Below are 18,831 nucleotides of genomic sequence, written 5' to 3'. Positions count from 1 at the left end.
TGCGCCAGCGGACAACGCCATGATCAACAAAGCCGGAGGGAGCGCCGGGGGAGCGCGGGGTGGGGTGGGTCAGGGGGTGGGGTCGGTGTGCGTGGCCGCGTGCGCGAGATAGGAGCGGCGCGCGGCGGCCACGTGCGCGATCGCCAGCGCCTGCGCGGACTCCTCGTCGCCGGCCACGATCGCCGCGTAGATCCGCTCGTGCTCGGTCAGCGACTCGCCCGCCCGGGTGTACGCGGTCTGCAGGAACACCCACTGCGCCCGCCGCAACAGCGGCCCCACCAGCTGGTGCAGGTGCTCGTTGCCGGAGGCGGCGGCCACCTCGGTGTGGAACCGCGTGTTCAGATCCGCGACCGCCCCGACCTGGTCGGCGTCCCGCTGCTCGTCCAGCACGCTGCGCAGCCGGGCGAGCGCCGCGCCGTCCCGCCGCCGGGCGGCGAGCCGGGCGGCCAGCCCCTCCAGCGCCATCCGGATGTCGAACAGTTCCTCCGCGTGCGCCGGCCGGGGCCGCGCGACCGCCGCGCCGCGCCGCGGCGCGACCTCGACCAGGCCCTCGGTGGCGAGCACCCGGATCGCCTCCCGGACCGGGTTGCGGGACACGCCGAGATCCTCCGCCAGCCGGTCCTCGACCAGCCGCTCGCCGGGCGGCAGCAGCCCGGTCAGGATCCGCTGCCGGATCTCGTCGGTGACCAGATCGCGCAGCGGGACATGGGACGAACCCAGCGTGTGCTCGGACATGATCTGCATACGGTATGCAATCCGCGCCAGCATTGCTCGCGCGGCCCGCCATCTGGACACCCGGCCGGCCGGCACCGGCAGCGGCCCCGCCGCCGCTGTGGCGGGAAGCACGGTGCGGCGATGCGGCCCGCCCGCGGGCGTAGCGCGGGGAAGCACGGTACCGGGAATGCGCTACGGTCTTGGCGGACCGTGTCGAAGCGAAGCCGGTGTGAACCCGGCGCTGTCCCGCAACTGTGATGACCGGCCCCGATCCGGGGGCGGTACGAGCCAGGTCGCCTCCGGCACGGATCGCGTACTGCGCTTGCGAGGAACGGGCGCCCCGCAGACAGCATCCCCTGTCGGCGACAGCCGTTCTTCGACCGACAGGAGGACACCATGAGAACGTCACTGCGCCGGCTCGCCCCGGCGCTCGTCGCGCTGACCGCCGCGGCCGTCGCGCTGGCCGGCTGCGGTTCGTCCGGTTCCGCCGGTACCGACGCCGGGGCCAGCGCGTCCGCCGGCACCGGCTCGTTCCCGGCCACGGTCAAGGGCTCGGCCGGCAGCGTCACCGTCGACCGCCGGCCCACGCACATCGTCTCGCTGTCGCCGACGACGACCGAAATGTTGCACTACATCGGAGCCGACGGCCAGGTCAAGGCGGTCGACGACCAGTCGAACTACCCGGCGAGCGCGCCGCGCACCAAGCTGTCCGGCTTCAAGCCGAACGTGGAGGCCATCGCCGGGTACGACCCGGACCTGGTGGTCCTGTCGTACGACACCGGCGGCGTGGTCAAGGGCCTGCGGAAACTCAAGATCCCGGTGTACGTGGCGAGCGCGGCGACCACCATCGACGACAGCTACCGGGAGATCACCGACCTCGGCACGCTGACCGGGCACGCCGACGGCGCGAAGCGCACCGTCCAGAAGATGAAGTCCGGCATCGCCAAGGCGGAGCAGGGGCTGCCGAAGCGCACCGCCAAGCTCAGCTACTACTACGAGCTGGACCCGCAGCTGCACACCGCGACCAGCAAGACGTTCGTCGGATCGCTGTTGCGCCAGCTCGGCCTGACCAACATCGCCGACAAGGCGGACAAGGGCGGCACCGGCTACCCGCAGCTGTCCAAGGAGTACCTGGTCGAGGCGAACCCCGACCTGGTCTTCCTGGCCGACACGAAGTGCTGCGCGGCGTCGGCCGCGACGGTCGGCAAGCGGCCCGGCTGGAACACCCTCACCGCGGTCAAGGACAAGCACGTGTACGGGCTGAACGACGACATCGCGTCCCGCTGGGGCCCGCGCGTCGTCCAGCTGGTGCAGGCCGCCGCCAACGCCGTCCAGGCGGTACCGGCGACGTGACCAGCCGGCTGCGGCTGCGTTGGGTGCTCGCCGGGCTCGTCGCGGTGGCGGTGGCGCTCGTCGCCGGCCTCGCGTTCGGGCCGGTGTCGCTGTCGCCGGTCGACGTGGTCACCGACCTGGTGCACCACCTGACCGGCGGCGCGGTACCGACCGGGCTGTCCGCCCGCGACGACGCCATCCTGACCCAGCTGCGGCTGCCCAGGGTCGTACTCGGGCTGCTGGTCGGCGCCATGCTGGCGCTGTCCGGCGGCTGCTACCAGGGGGTGTTCCGCAACCCGCTGGCCGACCCGTACCTGCTCGGGGTGGCGGCCGGGGCCGGTCTCGGCGCCACCACGGTCATCGTGCTGCGGCCCGGCTCCTCGGTGACCGCGCCGCTGCTGGTCCCGCTCGCCGCGTTCGTCGGCGCGCTCGCCGCGGTCGCGGGTACCTACCTGCTCGGCGCGGCCGGCTCCCGGTTCCGCTCGACGGTGACGCTGATCCTCGCCGGGGTGGCGATCGCCGCGTTCTGCACCGCCATCCAGACCTACCTGCTGCAGGCGCACAGCGACACCATCCAGGAGGTGTACTCCTGGCTGCTCGGGCAGCTCACCACCTCCGGCTGGCACGAGGTGCTGATGCTGCTGCCGTACGTGGCGGTCACCTCGGTGGTGGTGCTCGCCCAGCGCCGGGCCCTGGACGTGCTCAGCGTCGGCGACGAGGAGGCGGCCAGCCTCGGCCTGCACCCGCAGCGGATCCGGGTGGTGCTCATCCTCGCCGCCACCCTCGGTACCGCCGCGGCGGTCGCGGTGTCCGGCCTGATCGGGTTCGTCGGCATCATCGTGCCGCACGCGGTGCGGCTGCTCGCCGGTTCCAGCTACCGGATCATCCTGCCGCTGTCGCTGCTGTTCGGCGCCGCGTTCCTGGCGCTCGCCGACCTGCTCGCGCGTACCGTGCAGGCCCCGGCGGAGATCCCGATCGGCGTGGTGACCGCGTTCTTCGGCGCGCCGTTCTTCGTCGTGGTGCTGCGGACCACGAAGCGGGTCGCGCCGTGACCGGGCGTGCGCGGGCGACCGGCCGGGACCGTGCGGTGTCGCCTGCTGTCCGGGCGGGCCGCAGCGAGGGCCGGGCATGAGCATCGACGAGGCGATGGTGTCCGCCCGGGGCGTCGGCGTCCGGATCGGCGCCGCGGCGTTGCTGTCCGATGTGGACATCGACGTGGCGCCCGGTGAGTGGCTGACCGTCATCGGGCCCAACGGAGCCGGGAAGTCCACCCTGCTGCGGGTGCTGGCCGGGCTGCTGCCGGCGGCCGGCGAGGTGCGGATCGGCGGCACCCCGGTGACCGCGCTGCGCCGCCGGGACCGGGCCCGGCAGATCGCCCTGGTGGCGCAGGACCCGGTGGTACCCGCCGGCATGTCGGTGTTCGACTACGCGCTGCTCGGCCGCACCCCGTACATTCCGCCGCTGGGTGTCGAGAGCGCCGCAGACCTGGCCGCGGTGCGCGACGTGCTGGCCCGGCTGGACCTCACCGCGCTCACCGACCGGGAACTGTCCACCCTGTCCGGCGGGGAGCGCCAGCGGGTCTTCCTGGCCCGCGCGCTCGCCCAGGGCGCCCGGCTGCTGCTGCTCGACGAACCGACCAGCGCGCTGGACATCGGCCACCAGCAGGACGTGCTGGAACTCGTCGACGAACTGCGGACCAGCGGGCCGGCGGACGAGCCGCTCACCGTCGTCGCGACCATGCACGACCTGTCCGTCGCCGGCGAGTACGCCGACCGCATCCTGCTGCTGGCCGACGGCCGCCGGGTCGCGCTCGGTACGCCCGACGAGGTGCTCACCGAGGAGTTGCTCGCCACCCACTACCGGGCCCGGGTCCGGGTCGTGGCCGGCGATCACGGCCCGCTGGTGGTTCCGGTACGCCGCCGGTGATACGGGGGCGCCGTCCGGGCCGCCGGCACCCGCCGCTGCCGGCGGGGCTGAGCTGCGGGTACGTGCGCGGCATCACGGCGGGCGGGGAAAACCGGGCGCTGGCACGAAACGTGGATTCGCGCAGGCCGCCGCCGTCCCACCCTGGGGGCATACCGGATGAACGATGAGCGAGGTGCACGATGACCGCCACGATGACCAACGCCACGAACCGGGCCCGTACCGCGCGACTCGCGCCAGCGGTGCCGCGACAGCGTGGCGGCGGCCGCATCGAGCCCAACCCGTTCATGTCCCGCCGGCGCATCGAGTTCTCCGCCGGCGGTTTCCTCTGGCGCTGAGCCACCCGCGCCGGTGGGTTCCGGCCGGCGCTGAGGCCACCCGCGCCGGTGGTGTCCGGCCGGCACTGAAGCCGGCGACGCCGGCCGCGTCACGTTTCCGCCGACCGTCTCGTCCGAGGAGGGAAGCCTTCTTCGACGAGGTGACGAGGGGGAACGATGTCAACTCAGGTGGCCATTGTCGGCGCCGGGTATTCCGGGCTCGCCGCCGCGAGCCGGCTGGCCCGCCGCACCCACGGCCGGGACGTGCGGATCCAGCTGATCAACGCCGGCCCCGACTTCGTGGAGCGGATCCGGCTGCACCAGGTGGCCGCCGGCACCGGTGCCGCGTCCCGCCCGCTCGCCGAACTGCTGTCCGGTACCGACGTATCCCTTCGGGTCGGCACCGTCGAGGCGATCGACCTGGCCGCCGGCACGCTGCGGCTCTCCGACGGCGGCCCGGTCGGCTACGACACCCTGCTGTACGCGGTGGGCAGCCACACCCGCACCGACGCGGTGCCGGGCGTCGCCGAGCACGCGTACCGGCTGGACGGGCCGGTCGCCGGCCGGCTCGCGGCGGCGCTGCGGGCGGCGGTCGGCCGCGCCGGCACCGTGGTGGTGTGCGGCGGCGGCCTCACCGGGATCGAGGCGGCGACCGAGATCGCCGAGGCGTACCCGCGGCTGGCGGTGACGCTGGCGACCCGCGGGCGGATCGCGGAGACGGTCTCGGCGCGGACCCGCCGGCACCTTGCCGCCGCGCTGCGCCGGCTCGGCGTGACGGTGCGGGAGAACACGACGGTCGCCGCGGTCGAGCCGGGTGCCGTGACGCTGGCCGGCGGCGGCACGCTGCCCGCGGACGTGGCGGTCTGGTGCGGGTCGTTCGTCGCGCCGTCGCTCGCCGCCGACGCCGGGCTGCGCACCGACGAGATGGGCCGGATCCCGGTCGAGGCGACGATGCGGGTGCCGGGCCACCCCGAGGTGTACGCGATCGGCGATGCCGCGGCGATCGAGATGCCGTGGGGGGTGCCCCGGATGTCCTGCCAGGCCGGCCTGCCGACCGGGTTGTACGCGGCCGACGCGGTCGCCGCGCGCCTCGCCGGCCGGGACCCGAAGCCGTACCGGTACCGGTTCATGGACCTGTGCATCAGCCTCGGCCGCCGGGACGGCGTGGTGCAGGTGGTGCGGGCGGACGACCGGGCCACCGGGCTGCTCGTTGCCGGTCGGGCCGGCGCGGCCGGCAAGGACCTGGTCTGCCGCGCCGCCGCCTGGGCGGCCGGCAGCGGCGCGCTGTCCACCGGGATGCTCTACCCCCTGGCACGGTCGCCGCGGCCGGAGCCGGTCGCCGCCGCGACCGGGTCGCCGGCCGCGCTGCCGAACTGATCCCGCTGGTGCCGGGCCGCCGTGGGCCGCGGCCCGGCACCAGCGTCCCGGCCGCCTCGCTCCGGCCCACGGTCAGCCGACCAGTTCCGCGGGCAGGTCGGTCGAGTAGAGCACCACCAGGCGGGACACCGCGCGGGTGAGCACCACGTACAGCCGGTGCAGGCCGCGCGGCTCGGCGGCGACGATGTCGGCCGGCTCCAGCACGATGACGTGGTCGTACTCCAGGCCCTTGGCGAGGGTGGCGGGCACCAGCACCACCCGCTCCGCGGCCGCCAGATCGTCCACCGTGGAATGCGGGATCGCGGCGGCGGCCAGTGCGACGCCACATGCCTCGATCGCCGCGTCCGGCGCGATGACCCCGATCGAGCCCTCCTCGGCCAGCGCGGACCGTACCGCGTCGGGCAGCTCTTCATCCACTGTGGACATCCGGCGCAGCCGGAGCGACCCGTCCGCGCGCAGCGAGGTCGCCGCCGGTACCGCCACGTCGAGCGCCGGCACCAGCCGGTTGGCGAGGTCCAGTACCGCGCCGGGCACCCGGAACCCGGTGGTCAGCGCCGCCACCGCGGCGTCCGGCTTGCCCAGGTGGGCAAGGGAGTCCGGCCAGCGGCGGGCCGCCCACGGCGTGGTGCCCTGGGCCAGGTCACCGAGCACGGTGATGGAGCCGTGCTCGCTGCGCCGCGCCACCGCCCGGCACTGCATCGGCGACAGGTCCTGCGCCTCGTCCACCACCACGTGCCCGTAGCTGCCGACCCGGTCGATCAGCCCGGCCGCCTCGTCGATCAGCACGTTGTCCGCCGCGGTCAGCTTCGCCGCCTTCGGCGCCCGGTCCAGCCGGGCGTTGCGCAGCGGTCGCGGCCAGGCGATCGAGTCCTGCTCGGCGTCGGTCAGGATGCCGTCCGCCGCGCCCGCGAGCAGCTCCCGGTCGCCGAGCAGCGCCACGACCAGCCCGGTCGGGTCGACCGCCGGCCAGCACGTGTCCAGGAACTCGCGGACCGGCCCGGACCGGCCGACCTTGCGCACCCAGGCGTCGCCGGGCGACTCGCCGCGCGCCTCGGCCTGCCGGCGCAGCCCGCTCGCCACCCGGGCGCGCACCCGCTCCCGGCCCGTCGCGTACGGCAGGCCCTCCCGGCGGGCGTCGTCGACGATGCGGCGCAGCGCCTCCGCGGACAGCCGCCAGCGGGCCGAACCGTCCGACACCACCAGCGACTCGGCCGGTTTCACCAGGCGCCCGTACAGGGCGCGGCGCAGCACCCGCGCCATCCGCACGTCGTGCTTGACCGCGGCGGCTGCCGGCGGATCGACCGCCCGCACCGGTGCGTGCGCGACCAGCGCGTCCACCGTGTACTGGTCGACGCCGACCTCGCCGAGCGCCGGCAGCACCGCGGCGATGTAGCCGAGGAACGCCGCGTTCGGCCCGACCACCAGCACTCCGGACCGGCGCAGCTGCTCGCGGTGGTGGTACAGCAGGAACGCGGCACGGTGCAGGCCGACGGCGGTCTTCCCGGTACCCGGGGCGCCCTGCACGCACAGCGAGGTGGCCAGCTCGGCCCGGACCAGGTCGTCCTGCTCGGGCTGGATGGTCGACACGATGTCGCGCATCGGCCCGACACGCGGCCGCTCGATCTCGCTGGTCAGGATGCGGCTCGCGGTGCCGAGCTCCTCGCCCGCGGTCAGGTGCTCGTCCTCGAAGCCGGTCAGCGCGCCGGCCGCGAAGCCATACCGCCGGCGGCGCGCCACGCCCATCGGCTGCCGCGCGCTGGCCTGGTAGTACGCCCGGGAGACCGGGGCCCGCCAGTCGATCACCAGCGGCTCGCCGGAGTCGTCCACCACGTGCCGGCGGCCGATGTGGAAGCGCGTCCCGGCGTTGTCGGCGTGCTCGGTGTCGTCGGCGTGATCCAGCCGGCCGAAGAACAGCGGGGTGTCCGGATCGTCCGCGAGTTCGGCGATCCGCTGGGCCAGCGCCCGGCCCAGCGACTCGGCGGCGAACGGGTCACCGCCGACGCCGTCGCCGGTGCGGTAGAGCCCCTCGGCACGCTCGCGCATCCGGCGCAGCGCGGCCCGGGAGGAGGTCAGGTGGTGCCGCTCGGCGGCGAGTTCCGCGTCGAGGGCAGGGTCGGTCTTCTGCACGGTCATGTCGCCCCATCTGACGTCACGTCGACGATCGTCCGGTCGGCGGCGGCGCACTGCTCGCCGCGATCCCTGGCGAAGGCAACCGAGCCGGGTGTCGGCTCGTCCTCCGCCGCCCGGCGCTCCGAGGCGTGTCCTGGGTCGGCTGTCGCCGCCCGGCGCGGGCGCCGCTGCTGTTCGCGGCGCGGTCGGTGCCGTTCAACGGGGCGCGCCACCACGGCGCGCGAGTCCGAAAGCTTATCGCGCCGGCGCCCGCCCGTCACCTGCCTATTCGGCGGGCGCCGGCGCGCCCCTGTCTTTCCCGCCTCCTTTGCTCTGCGCACTCAGCTGCACCAGTTCCGGTGCATCTGGGTGTCCAGAGCCGGCTCTGCGCACCTGCGGGCACCACCCGGCGGTGCATCACGGTGCGCAGAGCAAAGGTGGCACGGTGCGGGGTCGAGTCGCCGGCGGTACGCGGCCCGTACCGGCTCGGTCCGTTCGACGCGCAATGATGGGACGGTGAGCGGTGACAGCGGCGGCGACGATCCCACCAATACCGGGGCAGGACCCGACAAACCGAACCTGACCGATCCGCGGGCGATCCGGGCCCTGGCGCACCCGGCGCGGTTGGCGATCCTGGACTATCTCGGCGATCGTGAGTCGGCGACCGCGACCGAGTGCGCCGACATCGTCGGCCTGTCACCCAGCGCGACCAGCTACCACCTGCGCGAACTCGCCAAGTACGGCCTGGTCCAGGAGGCGCCGGGCACCGACCGCCGGGAGCGCCGGTGGCGTTCCTCGGGCGGCTGGCGGGTCGGCGACGACGCCGGCACCGACCCGGCCGCGCGCGCCGCGACGCAGCTGCTCGCCCCGCTGGTGCTGGCCCGCGGGGACGAACAGGCCCGGAGGTTCTTCGCCGCCACCCCGCACGCCGACCCGGAATGGTGGGACGCGGCGAACTTCAGCGAGTCGCGGATGCGGCTGACCTTGGACGAGCTTCGCGAGCTGACCGCCGCGTGCGTGGAGCTGGTCGAGTCGTTCGCCAAGCGGTACCCGCGCAAGGCGCGCGCCGGCCGGCCCGACGCCCGCGACGTGCTGCTGGAGATCCGCGCGTTCCCCGTGCCGGGACCGGACGAGCAGCCTACGGATACCTGATCCGCACCGCGTCGAGCGGCTCGCCCGGCGGGACGAACCACGGCGCGCCCTCGCGCAGCGCGGTGTCGATCCGCAGCTGGGTGAACGGGTGGATCGCCGGCAGCGCGTCCGGGTCGAACCACCGCACGTCGAGCGTCTCGTCCTCGTCGCGGCGGGCGGTACCGCCGATCGCCCGGCACCGGAACCAGACGTTGAGGTACTCGCACCGGTCGCCGTTCGGATACTGGACCGGGTGCATCGCCACCCCGGCCAGCCGCTCGATCTCGGCGAGCACCCCGGTCTCCTCCTCGACCTCGCGCAGCGCCGCGGCGGCCGGCTGCTCGCCCGGGTCGATCCCGCCGGCCGGCAGCGCCCAGCTGCCGGTGTCGCTGCGCTGTTCCAGCAGGATCCGGCCGGCGTCGTCGTGCACCACCGCCGCCGCGCTCGGCACCAGCAGCAGGTCGTGACCGACCACCGCCCGCAACCCGCCCAGGTATTCGGATATCGCCATCCGGGCATCCTATGGGCCCACCGGAGCGCGGCGGGTGCGGTCAGTAGGTGACGGTGATGCGGCGGGCGGGGCCGTCGACCCGGGCCTGGCCGCCGATCGGGATCACCTGCTGCGGATCGGTGTGGCCCAGATCGACGTCGAACACGATCATGGTGTCCGGTGCGTACTCGCCGAACGCACGCAGCACCGCCTCCCGCTGGTCGGCCCGGTACCGGACCCGCCCCTCGGCGTCCAGCGGCTGCTCGAACGACCACGCCTTCGGCCGCGCCATCAGCAGCGCCGGGAACTGCTGGAGCAGCCCGCGCTCGCCCATGCTGCGCAGGATCCGGTAGACCTCGGTGGCGGCCGGCATCTCCTCGGAGGTCTCCAGGAACAGCACGCTGCCGGCGTAGCTGTCGGCCGGCTCGATCTCCCGGCCGGCCATCAGCAGCCAGGACAGGATCTCCAGGCTGCCGCCCCAGACCGGGCCCTCGACCACCCGGTCGCCCTGGTGCCAGTACCAGCCGGTGGCCGGGTCGGTGGCGGGCTCGGAGTCGAACGTACGCGGGTCCTCCCACCGCGAGTTGACCTCGGTGAAGGTGCTCGTCTCGGTCAGCTCGTACGCGCCGGTGTCGAACAGCGCGGCCCGCAGGCTGGCGGCGGTGATCGGGTGCATGGCGCCCGGCCGGCCGAGTTCGACCATCACCGAGCCGCCGTGGTAGCTGACCATGCCGAGGTTGCGCAGCGTCAGCAGCAGGTTGGTGTTGTCGCTGTAGCCGAAGAACGGCTTCGGGTTGGCCGCGAGCAGTGCCCGGTCCAGGTGTCGCAGGACGGTGAGCTGGTCGTCGCCGCCGATGCTGGCGAACACCGCGGCGATCTGCGGGTCGGCGAACGCGGCGTGCAGGTCCGCGGCCCGCTCCTGCGGGGTGGAGCCCATCTTCCGGCTCGCCGGGTACTCGACGACCCGCAGGCCGAAGTCGTCCTGGAGCCGCCGCAGCCCCAGCTCGTACGGGGCGGGGAAGAGTCCGGGCAACCCGGACGACGGGGAGAGCACCGCGACGGCGTCGCCGGGTCGGGGCTTCGGGGGAGTGCTGCGCTGAGCCATGTCGGGACAGTATCTGGCGCCCGCGCCGGTACCGGAATCCGGGAGGAGCTTGCGCCCGAAGTTGTGAAGGATTATTTTCGAAATATGTCCTTCACGAGTTCGGAGCGCCGCGAGCTGACGATCGTCGCCGGCTGCACCGCCGTCACCTTCGCCGGCGACTTCATGGCCGACACCTCCCTGGTGCTGACCCTGCAACAGCACGGCGCCGCCGGGTACGCCGTCGCCGCGCTGCTGATCGCCGGCGTCGCCCCGGCCGTCCTGCTGGCGCCGCTCGCCGGGCGGCTGGTGGACCGGTTCCGCACCCGTACCCTGCTGGTCACGGTCGGCGCGATCCAGGCGCTCCTGTGCGTCGGCCTCGCGTACGCGCGGCAGCCGGCGCTGATCATCCCGCTGATGGCGCTGGTCGCGAGCGGCCTCGCGATCACCGGTCCGGCGCTCGGCGCGATCGTCCCGCGGGCCGTCGACCGGGACCGCCTCCCGCAGGCCCAGGCCGCCGTGCAGACCGTCCGCGGGCTCGGCATCCTCGCCGGCCCGGCCCTCGCCGGCATCCTCGTCGGCCGGTTCGGCCAGACCGTGCCGCTGCTCGTCGACGCCGTCAGCTTCCTCGCGGTGATCGCCGCCGGCCTGCTGCTGCGCACCGCGCACGGCGGCGGGCCGCTGCGCCGGGACGCGAGTACCGGCCGGGTCCGCGGCGGGCTGTCGCTGGTGCGCGCCGACCGGCTGCTGACCATCGCGCTGGTCCTCATCGCCGTCGGTATCACCGCCGTGACCTGCGACAACGTCGGGGAGGTCTACCTGGTCCGGGAGACCCTGCACGGCAGCTCCAGCGCGTACGGGTTGCTCAGCGCGCTGTGGTCCGCCGCCGCGATCGCCGGCGGCTGGCTGCTCGGCAGGCGCGCTCCCGACGACCGCGGCGTGGTGCGGCTGCTGCTGGTGCTGCTCGGGGTGTTCGGGCTGGTCATGCTCGGTCTCGCGACCGCGCCCACGGTGTCCTGGCTGATCCCGGTCTACCTCGTCGGCGGGCTCGCCAACGGCGGCCTCAACCTGGCCATCGGCGTACTGCTCGGGCGCCGGGTCCGGCCCGACGAGCGCGGCCGGGTCGGTGCCACCTTCAACGCCTTCATCAACAGCGGCACCCTGATCGGCTACGCGGTCGGCGGCGGCCTGCTCTCGGTGGTCAGCCCCCGCGTGCTGTTCACCGGCAGCGGGCTGCTCGCCCTCACCGTGATCGCCGCCCTCGCGGTACCGGTGCTGCGCGGCCTGCGCCGCGCCCCGGCGACGATCACCGCCGACGACCCGGTACCGGCCGCTGCCGCCTCGTGACCGGGGCCCGGGCGCAGCCGCCCGGTCGACCCGCCCCGTGGCCGGGACCCGAGGTGCGACCGCGCCGTCGACCCGTCCGGCGAACGGGGCGCGGAGTGCGGCCGGCCGGCCGGGTCCGGCGACGCTGCCCCACGGGTCGCCCCGGGGGGATCCTTGCAAGGACCGGCGGTGAAGCGGGTGACGTCTCGGCCACCCTGGGCCGGGAGACGGTGGTCACGAGGCTAGGGTTCGGGCCGTGAGCGTGTTGCGGCGGCCCCGGGTGGGGCACATCGAGTTCCTCAACTGCCTGCCCATCTACTGGGGGCTGATGCGCTCCGGCACGCTGGCCGACGTCGACCTGACGAAGGCGCCGCCGGACGTGCTGAACGACAAGCTGGTCGCCGGCGAGCTGGACGTCGCGCCGATCAGCCTGGTCGAGTTCCTCCGGCACGCCGACGAACTGCTGGTGCTGAAGGACATCGCGGTGACCAGCGACGGACCGGTGCTGTCGGTCAACCTCGTACACAAGCGCCCGCTCGCGGAGCTTTCCGGGTGCCGGGTCGCGCTCGGCTCGACCAGCCGCACCGGCGTGCTGCTCGCCCAACTGCTGCTGGCCGAGCGGTACGGGGTGCGTCCCGAGTACGTGCGCGGCGAGCCGGACCTCGACGTACTGCTGGCGGACGCGGACGCCGCCGTGGTGATCGGCGACGTGGCGCTGCGCGCGATGTACGAGGGCGACCACGACGGGCTGACCGTCACCGACCTCGGCTCGGCCTGGAAGGACTGGACCGGCCTGCCGATGGTGTTCGCGGTGTGGGCGGCCCGGCGTGACTACGCCACCGCGAACCCGGGCCTGGTCAAGGACGTGCACCAGGCGTTCCTGCGGTCCACCGCGCTGGCCCGCACCGAACTGGACGCGGTCGTCGAGTCGGCGGTCCGCTGGGAGCCGTTCGACAAGGCGATCCTGGCCCGCTACTACCAGGCGCTGGAGTTCGACCTGAGCGACCGGAAGGTGGCCGGGCTGCGCGAGTTCGCCCGCCGCGCCGCCGCCGCCGGCGCCGTGCCGGCCCTGCCCGCAGGTGGCCCCACCTTCTTCGCCGACGCCTGACCCGCTCGGTGCGGTGACCCAGCGCACGCCCGGTCGGTCCGGGTTCGCTGCCGTTCACGTATTTCGCGCATCCACCTTTCGGACGACTCCCAGCCGTCTGTCGGCTCCGATAGAGTGCTCGGGCCCTTCAAACCGGAAGGTTTCCTAAGGATCTCCCCGGGAAGGCCGTCGTCCCCATCGGCGTGCGGAAGGGGCCTTCCCGTGCGGACCTCCCCAACTCGCGCGAAGGACCTGCATGCACCTGCCTCGCTTGTTACGCCGCGGTCTCGCCGTCGTCGGCGCCGTCCTCGTCGCCGGCGCCCTCGCCACCCCGGCCGCCGCCGACGACGACCCCCCGCAGGTCGGCGTCGACCTGGACGAAATCTCGATCGCACAGAATGTCGGCCCCGACTCGGCCGGCAAGGTCACCGCCCTGTCGATTCGCAACACCGGTGACGAGGCCGCGCACGACGTCGTCGTCACGATCGACACCACCGAGACCGCCAAGCTGCTGCAGATCGAGGTGGCCAAGCCGGCTTCCGGCTGCGCCACCGAGCAGGGCGTCATCACCTGCAAGTTGGACGACGTGCCGGCGGACACCTGGTCGTACGACCTGATGTCGGTTCGGCTCCGGGTCCAGCCCGGGGTGAAGGTCGGCACCGTGGTCACCCCGTCGATCTCGATCAGTTCGTCCAACCTTGGCTCGGACGTCAGCTACGGCAGCGTCAAGGTCGTGGGTTCGGCACCGGACCTGATGGCGATCAAGCCCGCACCGGTCGACGCGAAGGCCGGCGAGCAGATCCGCACCTCGGTGGCGTTCACCAACCAGGGCGACGAGGCGGCCGACGGGGTCAGCGTCAACTTCTACAACATGTCCCCGGGATACCTGGAGATCGTCAAGAAGATCCAGGGCTGCAAGTACGCGCCGCTGCCCCAGAACTATGCGATGAGCTGCGTGTTCGACGGGCAGTTCGAACCAGGCCGGACCTACGTGATGACCGTCGGCGGGAAGGCCGGCCTGCCGGTGGACGTCGCGGCGGCCACCCCGGGTCCACTCTCGTACAACCTGTGGTTCAAGGTCTCACCCGGCAAGTCGGGCGAGAACAGCGACGCCACGCGCCGGGCGGGCGCCGGCGAGGGCAGCCTGCATGCGTCGTTCGTTGCGACCTCACCGCGCCAGCCGCGGGTGAAGGACGCCGACTCCGGTGACAACCAGACCATGATGCCGGTTCGGGTCGGCGAGAACCCGGCGGACCTCGCCGCCGTCGGCGGCAAGACCAGCGGCCACGTCGGCCAGTCGGTGAAGCTCCGGGTCGGCGTCAAGAACGACGGGCCCGCGGACACCGGCCATCTCGACGGCGGCGACCCGGGCCACGCGTACGTCACGCTCCCGTCCGGCACCGTCGCCACCTCGGTCCCGGACGGCGACTACGCCTGGTGCGCCAACTCCGACACGGACTGGCACCGGACCCCGGGCCGGCGCAGCTACTACTGCAGCTGGCGCAACATCCTGAAGCCGGGCAAGACGCAGTACCTGACGTTCACGGTGAAGATCGAGAAGTCGGCGGTCGGGTCGGACGGGACGCTGGTCACCGCGGCGGGCAACATTCCGGACCGGAACCCGAAGAACGACCACGGGGCGATCACGGTGACGGTGCTGAGCGGCAGCGCGACGCCGTCGCCCAGCGCGAGCGGGTCCACCGGTACCGGCGGGCAGGGTGGCAGTGCCGGCGGGTCGCTGCCGGTGACCGGTGCCCGGCTCGGGCTGTACGGCGGGGTCGGGCTGGGCGTGCTGCTGGCCGGTCTCGGCCTGGTGGTGGCAGCCCGGCGGCGCCGGGTGCGCGACTGACCAAACCGCTCGACCAGATCGGGTTCCGGCCTGCTCGAACCGGATGTCGGGCGGTCTGCTCGAACTCGACGGCCGGACAGTGGGCTCGAACCGGACCGTCGGGCGGTTCGCTCGAACCGGACGTCGGGCAGTCCGCTCGAACCGGACCGTCGGGCGGTTCGCTCGAACGGGACCGTCGGGCGGTGTGCTCGAACCGCATCGTCGGGCGGTCCGGTCGGTACCGCGCCGACCAGCGGGTTCACGGTGGCCGCGACGCACGCGTCGCGGCCACCGGCGTGTCCGGCGCCGGTGTCCGGCCGGATTGTCCGGCATCGCGTGTTACAGATTATTGCCGTGGTGACGCAGTGCTGTAACACTGGGGGCATGGAGCGGCAGGAGGTGCCCGGCGCGTCCGGGCTGTTGTCCGAAGTGGCGGCGGCCGAGGCGGAGCTGCGCGCCGCCGCCGACCGGGACCGCGGCGCGGTCGCCGGCGGCGAACCGGGCCGCGCCGGGACCGTGGCCGGCGACGAGCGGGCGGCCGGCGACGAGCTGGCGGCGTACTTCGAGGCGGTGATCGGCGCGGACCAGAAGATCGAGCCGCGCGACTGGATGCCCGAGGCGTACCGGAAGGGGCTGGTGCGGCAGATCGCGCAGCACGCCCACTCGGAGATCATCGGGATGCAGCCGGAGGGCAACTGGCTGAGCCGGGCGCCGTCGCTGTCCCGCAAGGCGATCCTGCTCGCCAAGGTGCAGGACGAGGCGGGCCACGGCCTCTACCTGTACGCGGCGGCCGAGACGCTCGGGACCTCCCGGGCGGAGCTGTTCGACAAGCTGCTCGCCGGCCGGCAGAAGTACAGCTCGATCTTCAACTACCCGACGCTGACCTGGGCGGATGTCGGTGCGATCGGCTGGCTGGTGGACGGTGCGGCGATCGTCAACCAGGTGCCGCTGTGCCGCTGCTCGTACGGGCCGTACGCGCGGGCGATGATCCGGATCTGCAAGGAGGAGTCGTTCCACCAGCGGCAGGGGTTCGACCTGCTGTACACGCTGGCCCGGGGCACCGACGAGCAGCGCGCGATGGCGCAGGACGCGATCGACCGCTGGTGGTACCCGTCGCTCGCGATGTTCGGGCCGCCGGACGCCGACTCGACGCACTCCGCGCAGTCGATGGCCTGGAAGATCAAGCGGTTCAGCAACGACGAGCTGCGGCAGAAGTTCGTCGACATGACCGCCCAGCAGGCCGGCGTGCTCGGCCTGCGGCTGCCGGACGAGGCGCTGCGCTACGACGAGCAGACCGGGCACTGGCGGTACACCCAGCCCGACTTCGCCGAGCTGACGCGGGTCATCGCGGGCGACGGGCCGTGCAACCGGCAGCGGATCGAGCACCGGCGCCGGGCGCACGACGACGGCACCTGGGTACGGGAGTCGGCCGCCGCGTACGCGGCGAAGCAGCGCGCGAGGAAGGTCGCGGCATGACCGTCGAGAACACGCAGCCTGGAACGAACGGCCAGGGTTGGCCGCTGTGGGAGGTGTTCGTCCGGCCGCGGCGCGGGCTGGCGCACTCGCACGTCGGTAGCCTGCACGCGCCGGACGCGGAGCTGGCGGTGCGCAACGCGCGCGACCTGTACACCCGACGGCAGGAGGGGGTGTCGATCTGGGTGGTGCCGGCGGCGGCGATCACCGCGTCCAGCCCGGACGAGAAGGACGCGTTCTTCGAGCCGGCCGCCGACAAGGTCTACCGGCATCCGACGTTCTACCCGGTACCGGAGGGGGTCGAGCACCTGTGAGATCCGACTACGTGCTGGCGCTGGCCGACGACGGCCTGATCGCCGCGCAACGGCTCGCCGAGTGGACGTCCCGCGCTCCGGAGCTGGAGGAGGACGTCGCGCTGGCCAACATCGCCCTGGACACCCTGGGGCAGGCGCGGTTGCTGCTGAGCTATGCGGGCGAGCTGGAGGGTGCCGGCCGGGACGAGGACGACCTCGCCTTCCTCCGCGACGAGCAGGACTTCCGCAACTGCCAGCTGGTCGAGCTGGACAACGGCGACTTCGCGGTGACCATCGCCAAGCTGCTGTGCTTCGCCGCCTACCAGCACGAGCTGTACTCCGCACTGCGCCGCAGCAGCGACGAGCGGCTCGCCGCGATCGCCGCCAAGGCGGTCACCGAGACCGAGTACCACGTGGATCACGCCCGGCTGTGGACGCTGCGGCTCGGGGACGGTACCCCCGAGGCGCACCAGCGGATGGCGGCCGCGCTCGACCGGGTCTGGCCGTACTCGCACGAGCTGTTCCAGGCCGACTGGATCGATGCGGCGCTGCTGGCCGAGGGCGTCGCGGTCGATCCGGCCACCCTGCGCGAGCCCTGGCTGTCCACGGTGGACAAGGTGCTGACCGAGGCGACGCTGGCGGTACCGGACGACGACTGGGCGCCGACCGGCGGCCGGCACGGCGTGCACACCGAGGCGATGGGCTACCTGCTCGCCGAGATGCAGTACCTGCACCGGGCCCACCCGGGTGCGACATGGTGACCGAGGCTGCGGCCCGCGCCGCGGTCGCCGCCGTCGCCGACCCCGAGCTGCCGGTGGTGACGATCGACGACCTGGGCATCCTCCGTACCGTGTCGGTGGTGGACGGCCGGGTGCTGGTCGCGATCACGCCGACGTACTCGGGGTGCCCGGCGATGGACGTGATCCGCGCCGACATCCGGTCCCGGCTGGCCGAGATCGGCGTGTCCGACGTGGCGGTCGAGACCCAGCTGTCGCCGCCCTGGACGACCGAGCAGATCAGCGCGGCCGGCCGGGCGAAGCTCGACGCCGCCGGCATCGCCCCACCCGGACCGCGCGGCGACGGCACGGTCCCGCTACGGCTGTCGGTGCGCTGCCCGAACTGCGCGTCGCCGGACACCGAGGAGCTGTCCCGCTACTCGTCGACCGCCTGTACCGCGCTGTGGCGGTGCCGAGCCTGCGGCGAGCCGTTCGACCGGATCAAGGAGCACTGATGGCGGTCACGCTGCGCCGGCCGACGCGCCGCCGCCCGGAGTTCCACAAGCTGGCCGTCGCCCGGCTGGAGCGGCTGACCGACGACGCCTACCTGCTCGGGTTCGCGGTACCGCCGGAGCTGCGCGACACGTTCGCGTTCCGGCCGGGCCAGCACCTGACGGTGCGGCACCTCGTGGCCGGCACCGACGCGCGCCGCTCGTACTCGATCTGTTCCACGCCGGCGCTGCTTGCCGCCGACGGCGAGCTGCAGGTGGGGGTGAAGTTGATCCCGGACGGGGTCTTCTCCCGGTACGTGGCCGAGGAACTCGCCGTCGGCGACCGGGTCGAGGTGCTGCCCCCGCTGGGCCACTTCACCACCGAGCTGACCCCGAACCGGTCCCGGCACTACGCCGCGATCGTCGCCGGCAGCGGGATCACGCCGGTACTGTCGCTGGTCGCCACCGCGCTGGCGGTCGAGCCGGCGAGCCGGTTCACCGTGCTGTACGGCAACCGGTTCGTGCGCTCGGTGATGTTCGTCGACGAGCTGGCCGACCTGAAGGACCGGTACCCGGACCGGCTGCACCTGGTGCACGTGCTGTCCCGGGAGCCGGGTGGCTCGGAGTTGCTGTCCGGCCGGCTGGACACCGACCGGATCGGCCGGCTGCTGGCCACCCTGCTCGATCCGTCCACAGTGGACGAATGGTTCCTGTGCGGCCCGTACGGGATGGTCGTCGGCGCGCAGCAACTGCTCGCGGACTCCGGGATCGACGACCGGGCGGTGCACAGCGAGCTGTTCCACGTCAGCGCCGAGCCGCCCGCCGCACCGTCGGACACCCCGGTACCGGCGGGGGAGGCGCAGGTGACCATCACGCTGGACGGCCGGGCCAGCACGTTCGGGATGGCCTACCACGAGCGGATCCTGGACCGGGCGCTCGACGTGCGCGGTGAGCTGCCGTACTCGTGCCGCGGTGGGGTCTGCTCCACCTGCCGGGCGAAGGTGACCAGCGGCGAGGTCCGGATGGCCCGCAACTTCGCCCTGGAACCCGACGAGCTGGCCGCCGGCTACGTGCTGACCTGCCAGTCGAGCCCGGTCAGCGAGCACGTCGAGGTCGACTACGACGGCTGATCGCTCGCGGCCG

At 73.6% G+C, this 18,831-nt stretch carries 18 protein-coding genes and 1 riboswitch; of the genes, 14 read left to right on the top strand and 4 right to left on the bottom strand.

Features of this window, described 5'->3' with window-relative positions; genetic code table 11:
• Window positions 1–69: 69 nt before the first annotated feature.
• The gene (locus Athai_RS27390; RefSeq protein ID WP_203964148.1) at window positions 70–735 is read right to left on the bottom strand and encodes a GntR family transcriptional regulator; all 666 of its coding nucleotides are present in this window, start codon (window positions 733–735) and stop codon (window positions 70–72) included.
• 166 nt (window positions 736–901) lie between these two features.
• A riboswitch (cobalamin riboswitch) is annotated at window positions 902–1,029 on the top strand.
• Window positions 1,030–1,110: 81 nt separating this feature from the next.
• On the opposite strand from Athai_RS27390, the gene Athai_RS27385 reads away from it, so the two are divergent.
• The 5 genes from Athai_RS27385 (at window position 1,111) to Athai_RS27365 (ending at window position 5,663) form a co-directional block, all read left to right on the top strand.
• Window positions 1,111–2,067: an ABC transporter substrate-binding protein gene (locus tag Athai_RS27385; RefSeq protein ID WP_420829805.1), complete on the top strand. Its 957-nt coding sequence runs from the start codon at window positions 1,111–1,113 to the stop codon at window positions 2,065–2,067.
• Window positions 1,998–3,098 (top strand): FecCD family ABC transporter permease, encoded by a 1,101-nt coding sequence (locus tag Athai_RS27380; protein WP_420829847.1) that lies wholly within the window; start codon window positions 1,998–2,000, stop codon window positions 3,096–3,098. The genes Athai_RS27385 and Athai_RS27380 overlap by 70 nt, the downstream gene beginning before the upstream one ends.
• A 94-nt stretch (window positions 3,099–3,192) precedes the next feature.
• Entirely contained in the window at window positions 3,193–3,972 is a 780-nt protein-coding gene (locus Athai_RS27375) for an ABC transporter ATP-binding protein (protein WP_203966305.1), read from the top strand.
• A 179-nt stretch (window positions 3,973–4,151) separates the two neighbouring features.
• Window positions 4,152–4,307, top strand: coding sequence for a hypothetical protein (locus Athai_RS27370; RefSeq protein WP_203964147.1), 156 nt, complete (start codon window positions 4,152–4,154; stop codon window positions 4,305–4,307).
• 156 nt (window positions 4,308–4,463) lie between these two features.
• On the top strand, window positions 4,464–5,663 hold the full coding sequence (locus tag Athai_RS27365) for an NAD(P)/FAD-dependent oxidoreductase (protein WP_203964146.1): 1,200 nt from the start codon (window positions 4,464–4,466) through the stop codon (window positions 5,661–5,663).
• Between the two features lie 72 nt (window positions 5,664–5,735).
• On the opposite strand, the gene Athai_RS27360 is transcribed toward Athai_RS27365, so the two are convergent.
• Window positions 5,736–7,796 carry a HelD family protein gene (locus Athai_RS27360; protein ID WP_203964145.1) on the bottom strand — a complete coding sequence of 687 codons (2,061 nt, stop codon included), beginning with the start codon at window positions 7,794–7,796 and terminating at the stop codon, window positions 5,736–5,738.
• Between the two features lie 492 nt (window positions 7,797–8,288).
• On the opposite strand from Athai_RS27360, the gene Athai_RS27355 reads away from it, so the two are divergent.
• On the top strand, window positions 8,289–8,924 hold the full coding sequence (locus Athai_RS27355; RefSeq protein ID WP_239157198.1) for an ArsR/SmtB family transcription factor: 636 nt from the start codon (window positions 8,289–8,291) through the stop codon (window positions 8,922–8,924).
• Here the strand turns inward: Athai_RS27355 and Athai_RS27350 are convergent.
• Both Athai_RS27350 and Athai_RS27345 read right to left on the bottom strand, forming a co-directional pair.
• Window positions 8,911–9,414 carry an NUDIX hydrolase gene (locus Athai_RS27350; RefSeq protein ID WP_203964144.1) on the bottom strand — a complete coding sequence of 168 codons (504 nt, stop codon included), beginning with the start codon at window positions 9,412–9,414 and terminating at the stop codon, window positions 8,911–8,913. The two genes, Athai_RS27355 and Athai_RS27350, sit on opposite strands and share 14 nt — an antisense overlap.
• 40 nt (window positions 9,415–9,454) lie before the next feature.
• Entirely contained in the window at window positions 9,455–10,498 is a 1,044-nt protein-coding gene (locus tag Athai_RS27345) for a S66 family peptidase (RefSeq protein WP_203964143.1), read from the bottom strand.
• 84 nt (window positions 10,499–10,582) lie between these two features.
• On the opposite strand from Athai_RS27345, the gene Athai_RS27340 reads away from it, so the two are divergent.
• The 8 genes from Athai_RS27340 (at window position 10,583) to paaE (ending at window position 18,818) form a co-directional block, all read left to right on the top strand.
• A complete protein-coding gene (locus Athai_RS27340; protein WP_203964142.1) occupies window positions 10,583–11,821 on the top strand; it encodes an MFS transporter in 1,239 nt (412 codons plus the stop codon).
• A 235-nt stretch (window positions 11,822–12,056) separates the two neighbouring features.
• Complete coding sequence (locus Athai_RS27335; RefSeq protein WP_203964141.1) at window positions 12,057–12,908, top strand: menaquinone biosynthetic enzyme MqnA/MqnD family protein; 852 nt, start codon at window positions 12,057–12,059, stop codon at window positions 12,906–12,908.
• Window positions 12,909–13,143: 235 nt separating this feature from the next.
• Window positions 13,144–14,736, top strand: a complete 1,593-nt coding sequence (locus Athai_RS27330) for a COG1361 family protein (protein WP_203964140.1) — start codon at window positions 13,144–13,146, stop codon at window positions 14,734–14,736.
• Window positions 14,737–15,099: 363 nt separating this feature from the next.
• Entirely contained in the window at window positions 15,100–16,191 is a 1,092-nt protein-coding gene (gene paaA, locus Athai_RS27325; protein ID WP_203964139.1) for a 1,2-phenylacetyl-CoA epoxidase subunit PaaA, read from the top strand.
• Window positions 16,188–16,502: a 1,2-phenylacetyl-CoA epoxidase subunit PaaB gene (gene paaB, locus Athai_RS27320; RefSeq protein WP_203964138.1), complete on the top strand. Its 315-nt coding sequence runs from the start codon at window positions 16,188–16,190 to the stop codon at window positions 16,500–16,502. Before paaA ends, paaB begins: the two co-directional genes overlap by 4 nt.
• Window positions 16,499–17,242: a 1,2-phenylacetyl-CoA epoxidase subunit PaaC gene (gene paaC, locus Athai_RS27315; protein ID WP_203964137.1), complete on the top strand. Its 744-nt coding sequence runs from the start codon at window positions 16,499–16,501 to the stop codon at window positions 17,240–17,242. The genes paaB and paaC overlap by 4 nt, the downstream gene beginning before the upstream one ends.
• The gene (gene paaD / locus Athai_RS27310) at window positions 17,236–17,712 is read left to right on the top strand and encodes a 1,2-phenylacetyl-CoA epoxidase subunit PaaD (protein ID WP_203964136.1); all 477 of its coding nucleotides are present in this window, start codon (window positions 17,236–17,238) and stop codon (window positions 17,710–17,712) included. Before paaC ends, paaD begins: the two co-directional genes overlap by 7 nt.
• Window positions 17,712–18,818, top strand: a complete 1,107-nt coding sequence (paaE, locus tag Athai_RS27305; RefSeq protein WP_203964135.1) for a 1,2-phenylacetyl-CoA epoxidase subunit PaaE — start codon at window positions 17,712–17,714, stop codon at window positions 18,816–18,818. The genes paaD and paaE overlap by 1 nt, the downstream gene beginning before the upstream one ends.
• Window positions 18,819–18,831: the final 13 nt, after the last annotated feature.

Source organism: Actinocatenispora thailandica (assembly GCF_016865425.1).
GTDB classification, from domain to species: domain Bacteria; phylum Actinomycetota; class Actinomycetes; order Mycobacteriales; family Micromonosporaceae; genus Actinocatenispora; species Actinocatenispora thailandica.
The sequence above is the reverse complement of the archived record's forward strand: the minus strand, read 5'-3'. Positions and strand labels throughout refer to the sequence as shown.

What these genes read in the sequence shown, in the direction of transcription:
- Athai_RS27390 (WP_203964148.1), bottom strand. Translation starts at nt 735, where the DNA reads ATGTCCGAGCACACGCTGGGTTCGTCCCATGTCCCGCTGCGCGATCTG.
- Athai_RS27385 (WP_420829805.1), top strand. Translation starts at nt 1,111, where the DNA reads ATGAGAACGTCACTGCGCCGGCTCGCCCCGGCGCTCGTCGCGCTGACC.
- Athai_RS27375 (WP_203966305.1), top strand. Translation starts at nt 3,193, where the DNA reads ATGGTGTCCGCCCGGGGCGTCGGCGTCCGGATCGGCGCCGCGGCGTTG.
- Athai_RS27370 (WP_203964147.1), top strand. Translation starts at nt 4,152, where the DNA reads ATGACCGCCACGATGACCAACGCCACGAACCGGGCCCGTACCGCGCGA.
- Athai_RS27365 (WP_203964146.1), top strand. Translation starts at nt 4,464, where the DNA reads ATGTCAACTCAGGTGGCCATTGTCGGCGCCGGGTATTCCGGGCTCGCC.
- Athai_RS27360 (WP_203964145.1), bottom strand. Translation starts at nt 7,796, where the DNA reads ATGACCGTGCAGAAGACCGACCCTGCCCTCGACGCGGAACTCGCCGCC.
- Athai_RS27350 (WP_203964144.1), bottom strand. Translation starts at nt 9,414, where the DNA reads ATGGCGATATCCGAATACCTGGGCGGGTTGCGGGCGGTGGTCGGTCAC.
- Athai_RS27345 (WP_203964143.1), bottom strand. Translation starts at nt 10,498, where the DNA reads ATGGCTCAGCGCAGCACTCCCCCGAAGCCCCGACCCGGCGACGCCGTC.
- Athai_RS27340 (WP_203964142.1), top strand. Translation starts at nt 10,583, where the DNA reads ATGTCCTTCACGAGTTCGGAGCGCCGCGAGCTGACGATCGTCGCCGGC.
- Athai_RS27330 (WP_203964140.1), top strand. Translation starts at nt 13,144, where the DNA reads ATGCACCTGCCTCGCTTGTTACGCCGCGGTCTCGCCGTCGTCGGCGCC.
- paaA (WP_203964139.1), top strand. Translation starts at nt 15,100, where the DNA reads ATGGAGCGGCAGGAGGTGCCCGGCGCGTCCGGGCTGTTGTCCGAAGTG.
- paaB (WP_203964138.1), top strand. Translation starts at nt 16,188, where the DNA reads ATGACCGTCGAGAACACGCAGCCTGGAACGAACGGCCAGGGTTGGCCG.
- paaD (WP_203964136.1), top strand. Translation starts at nt 17,236, where the DNA reads ATGGTGACCGAGGCTGCGGCCCGCGCCGCGGTCGCCGCCGTCGCCGAC.
- paaE (WP_203964135.1), top strand. Translation starts at nt 17,712, where the DNA reads ATGGCGGTCACGCTGCGCCGGCCGACGCGCCGCCGCCCGGAGTTCCAC.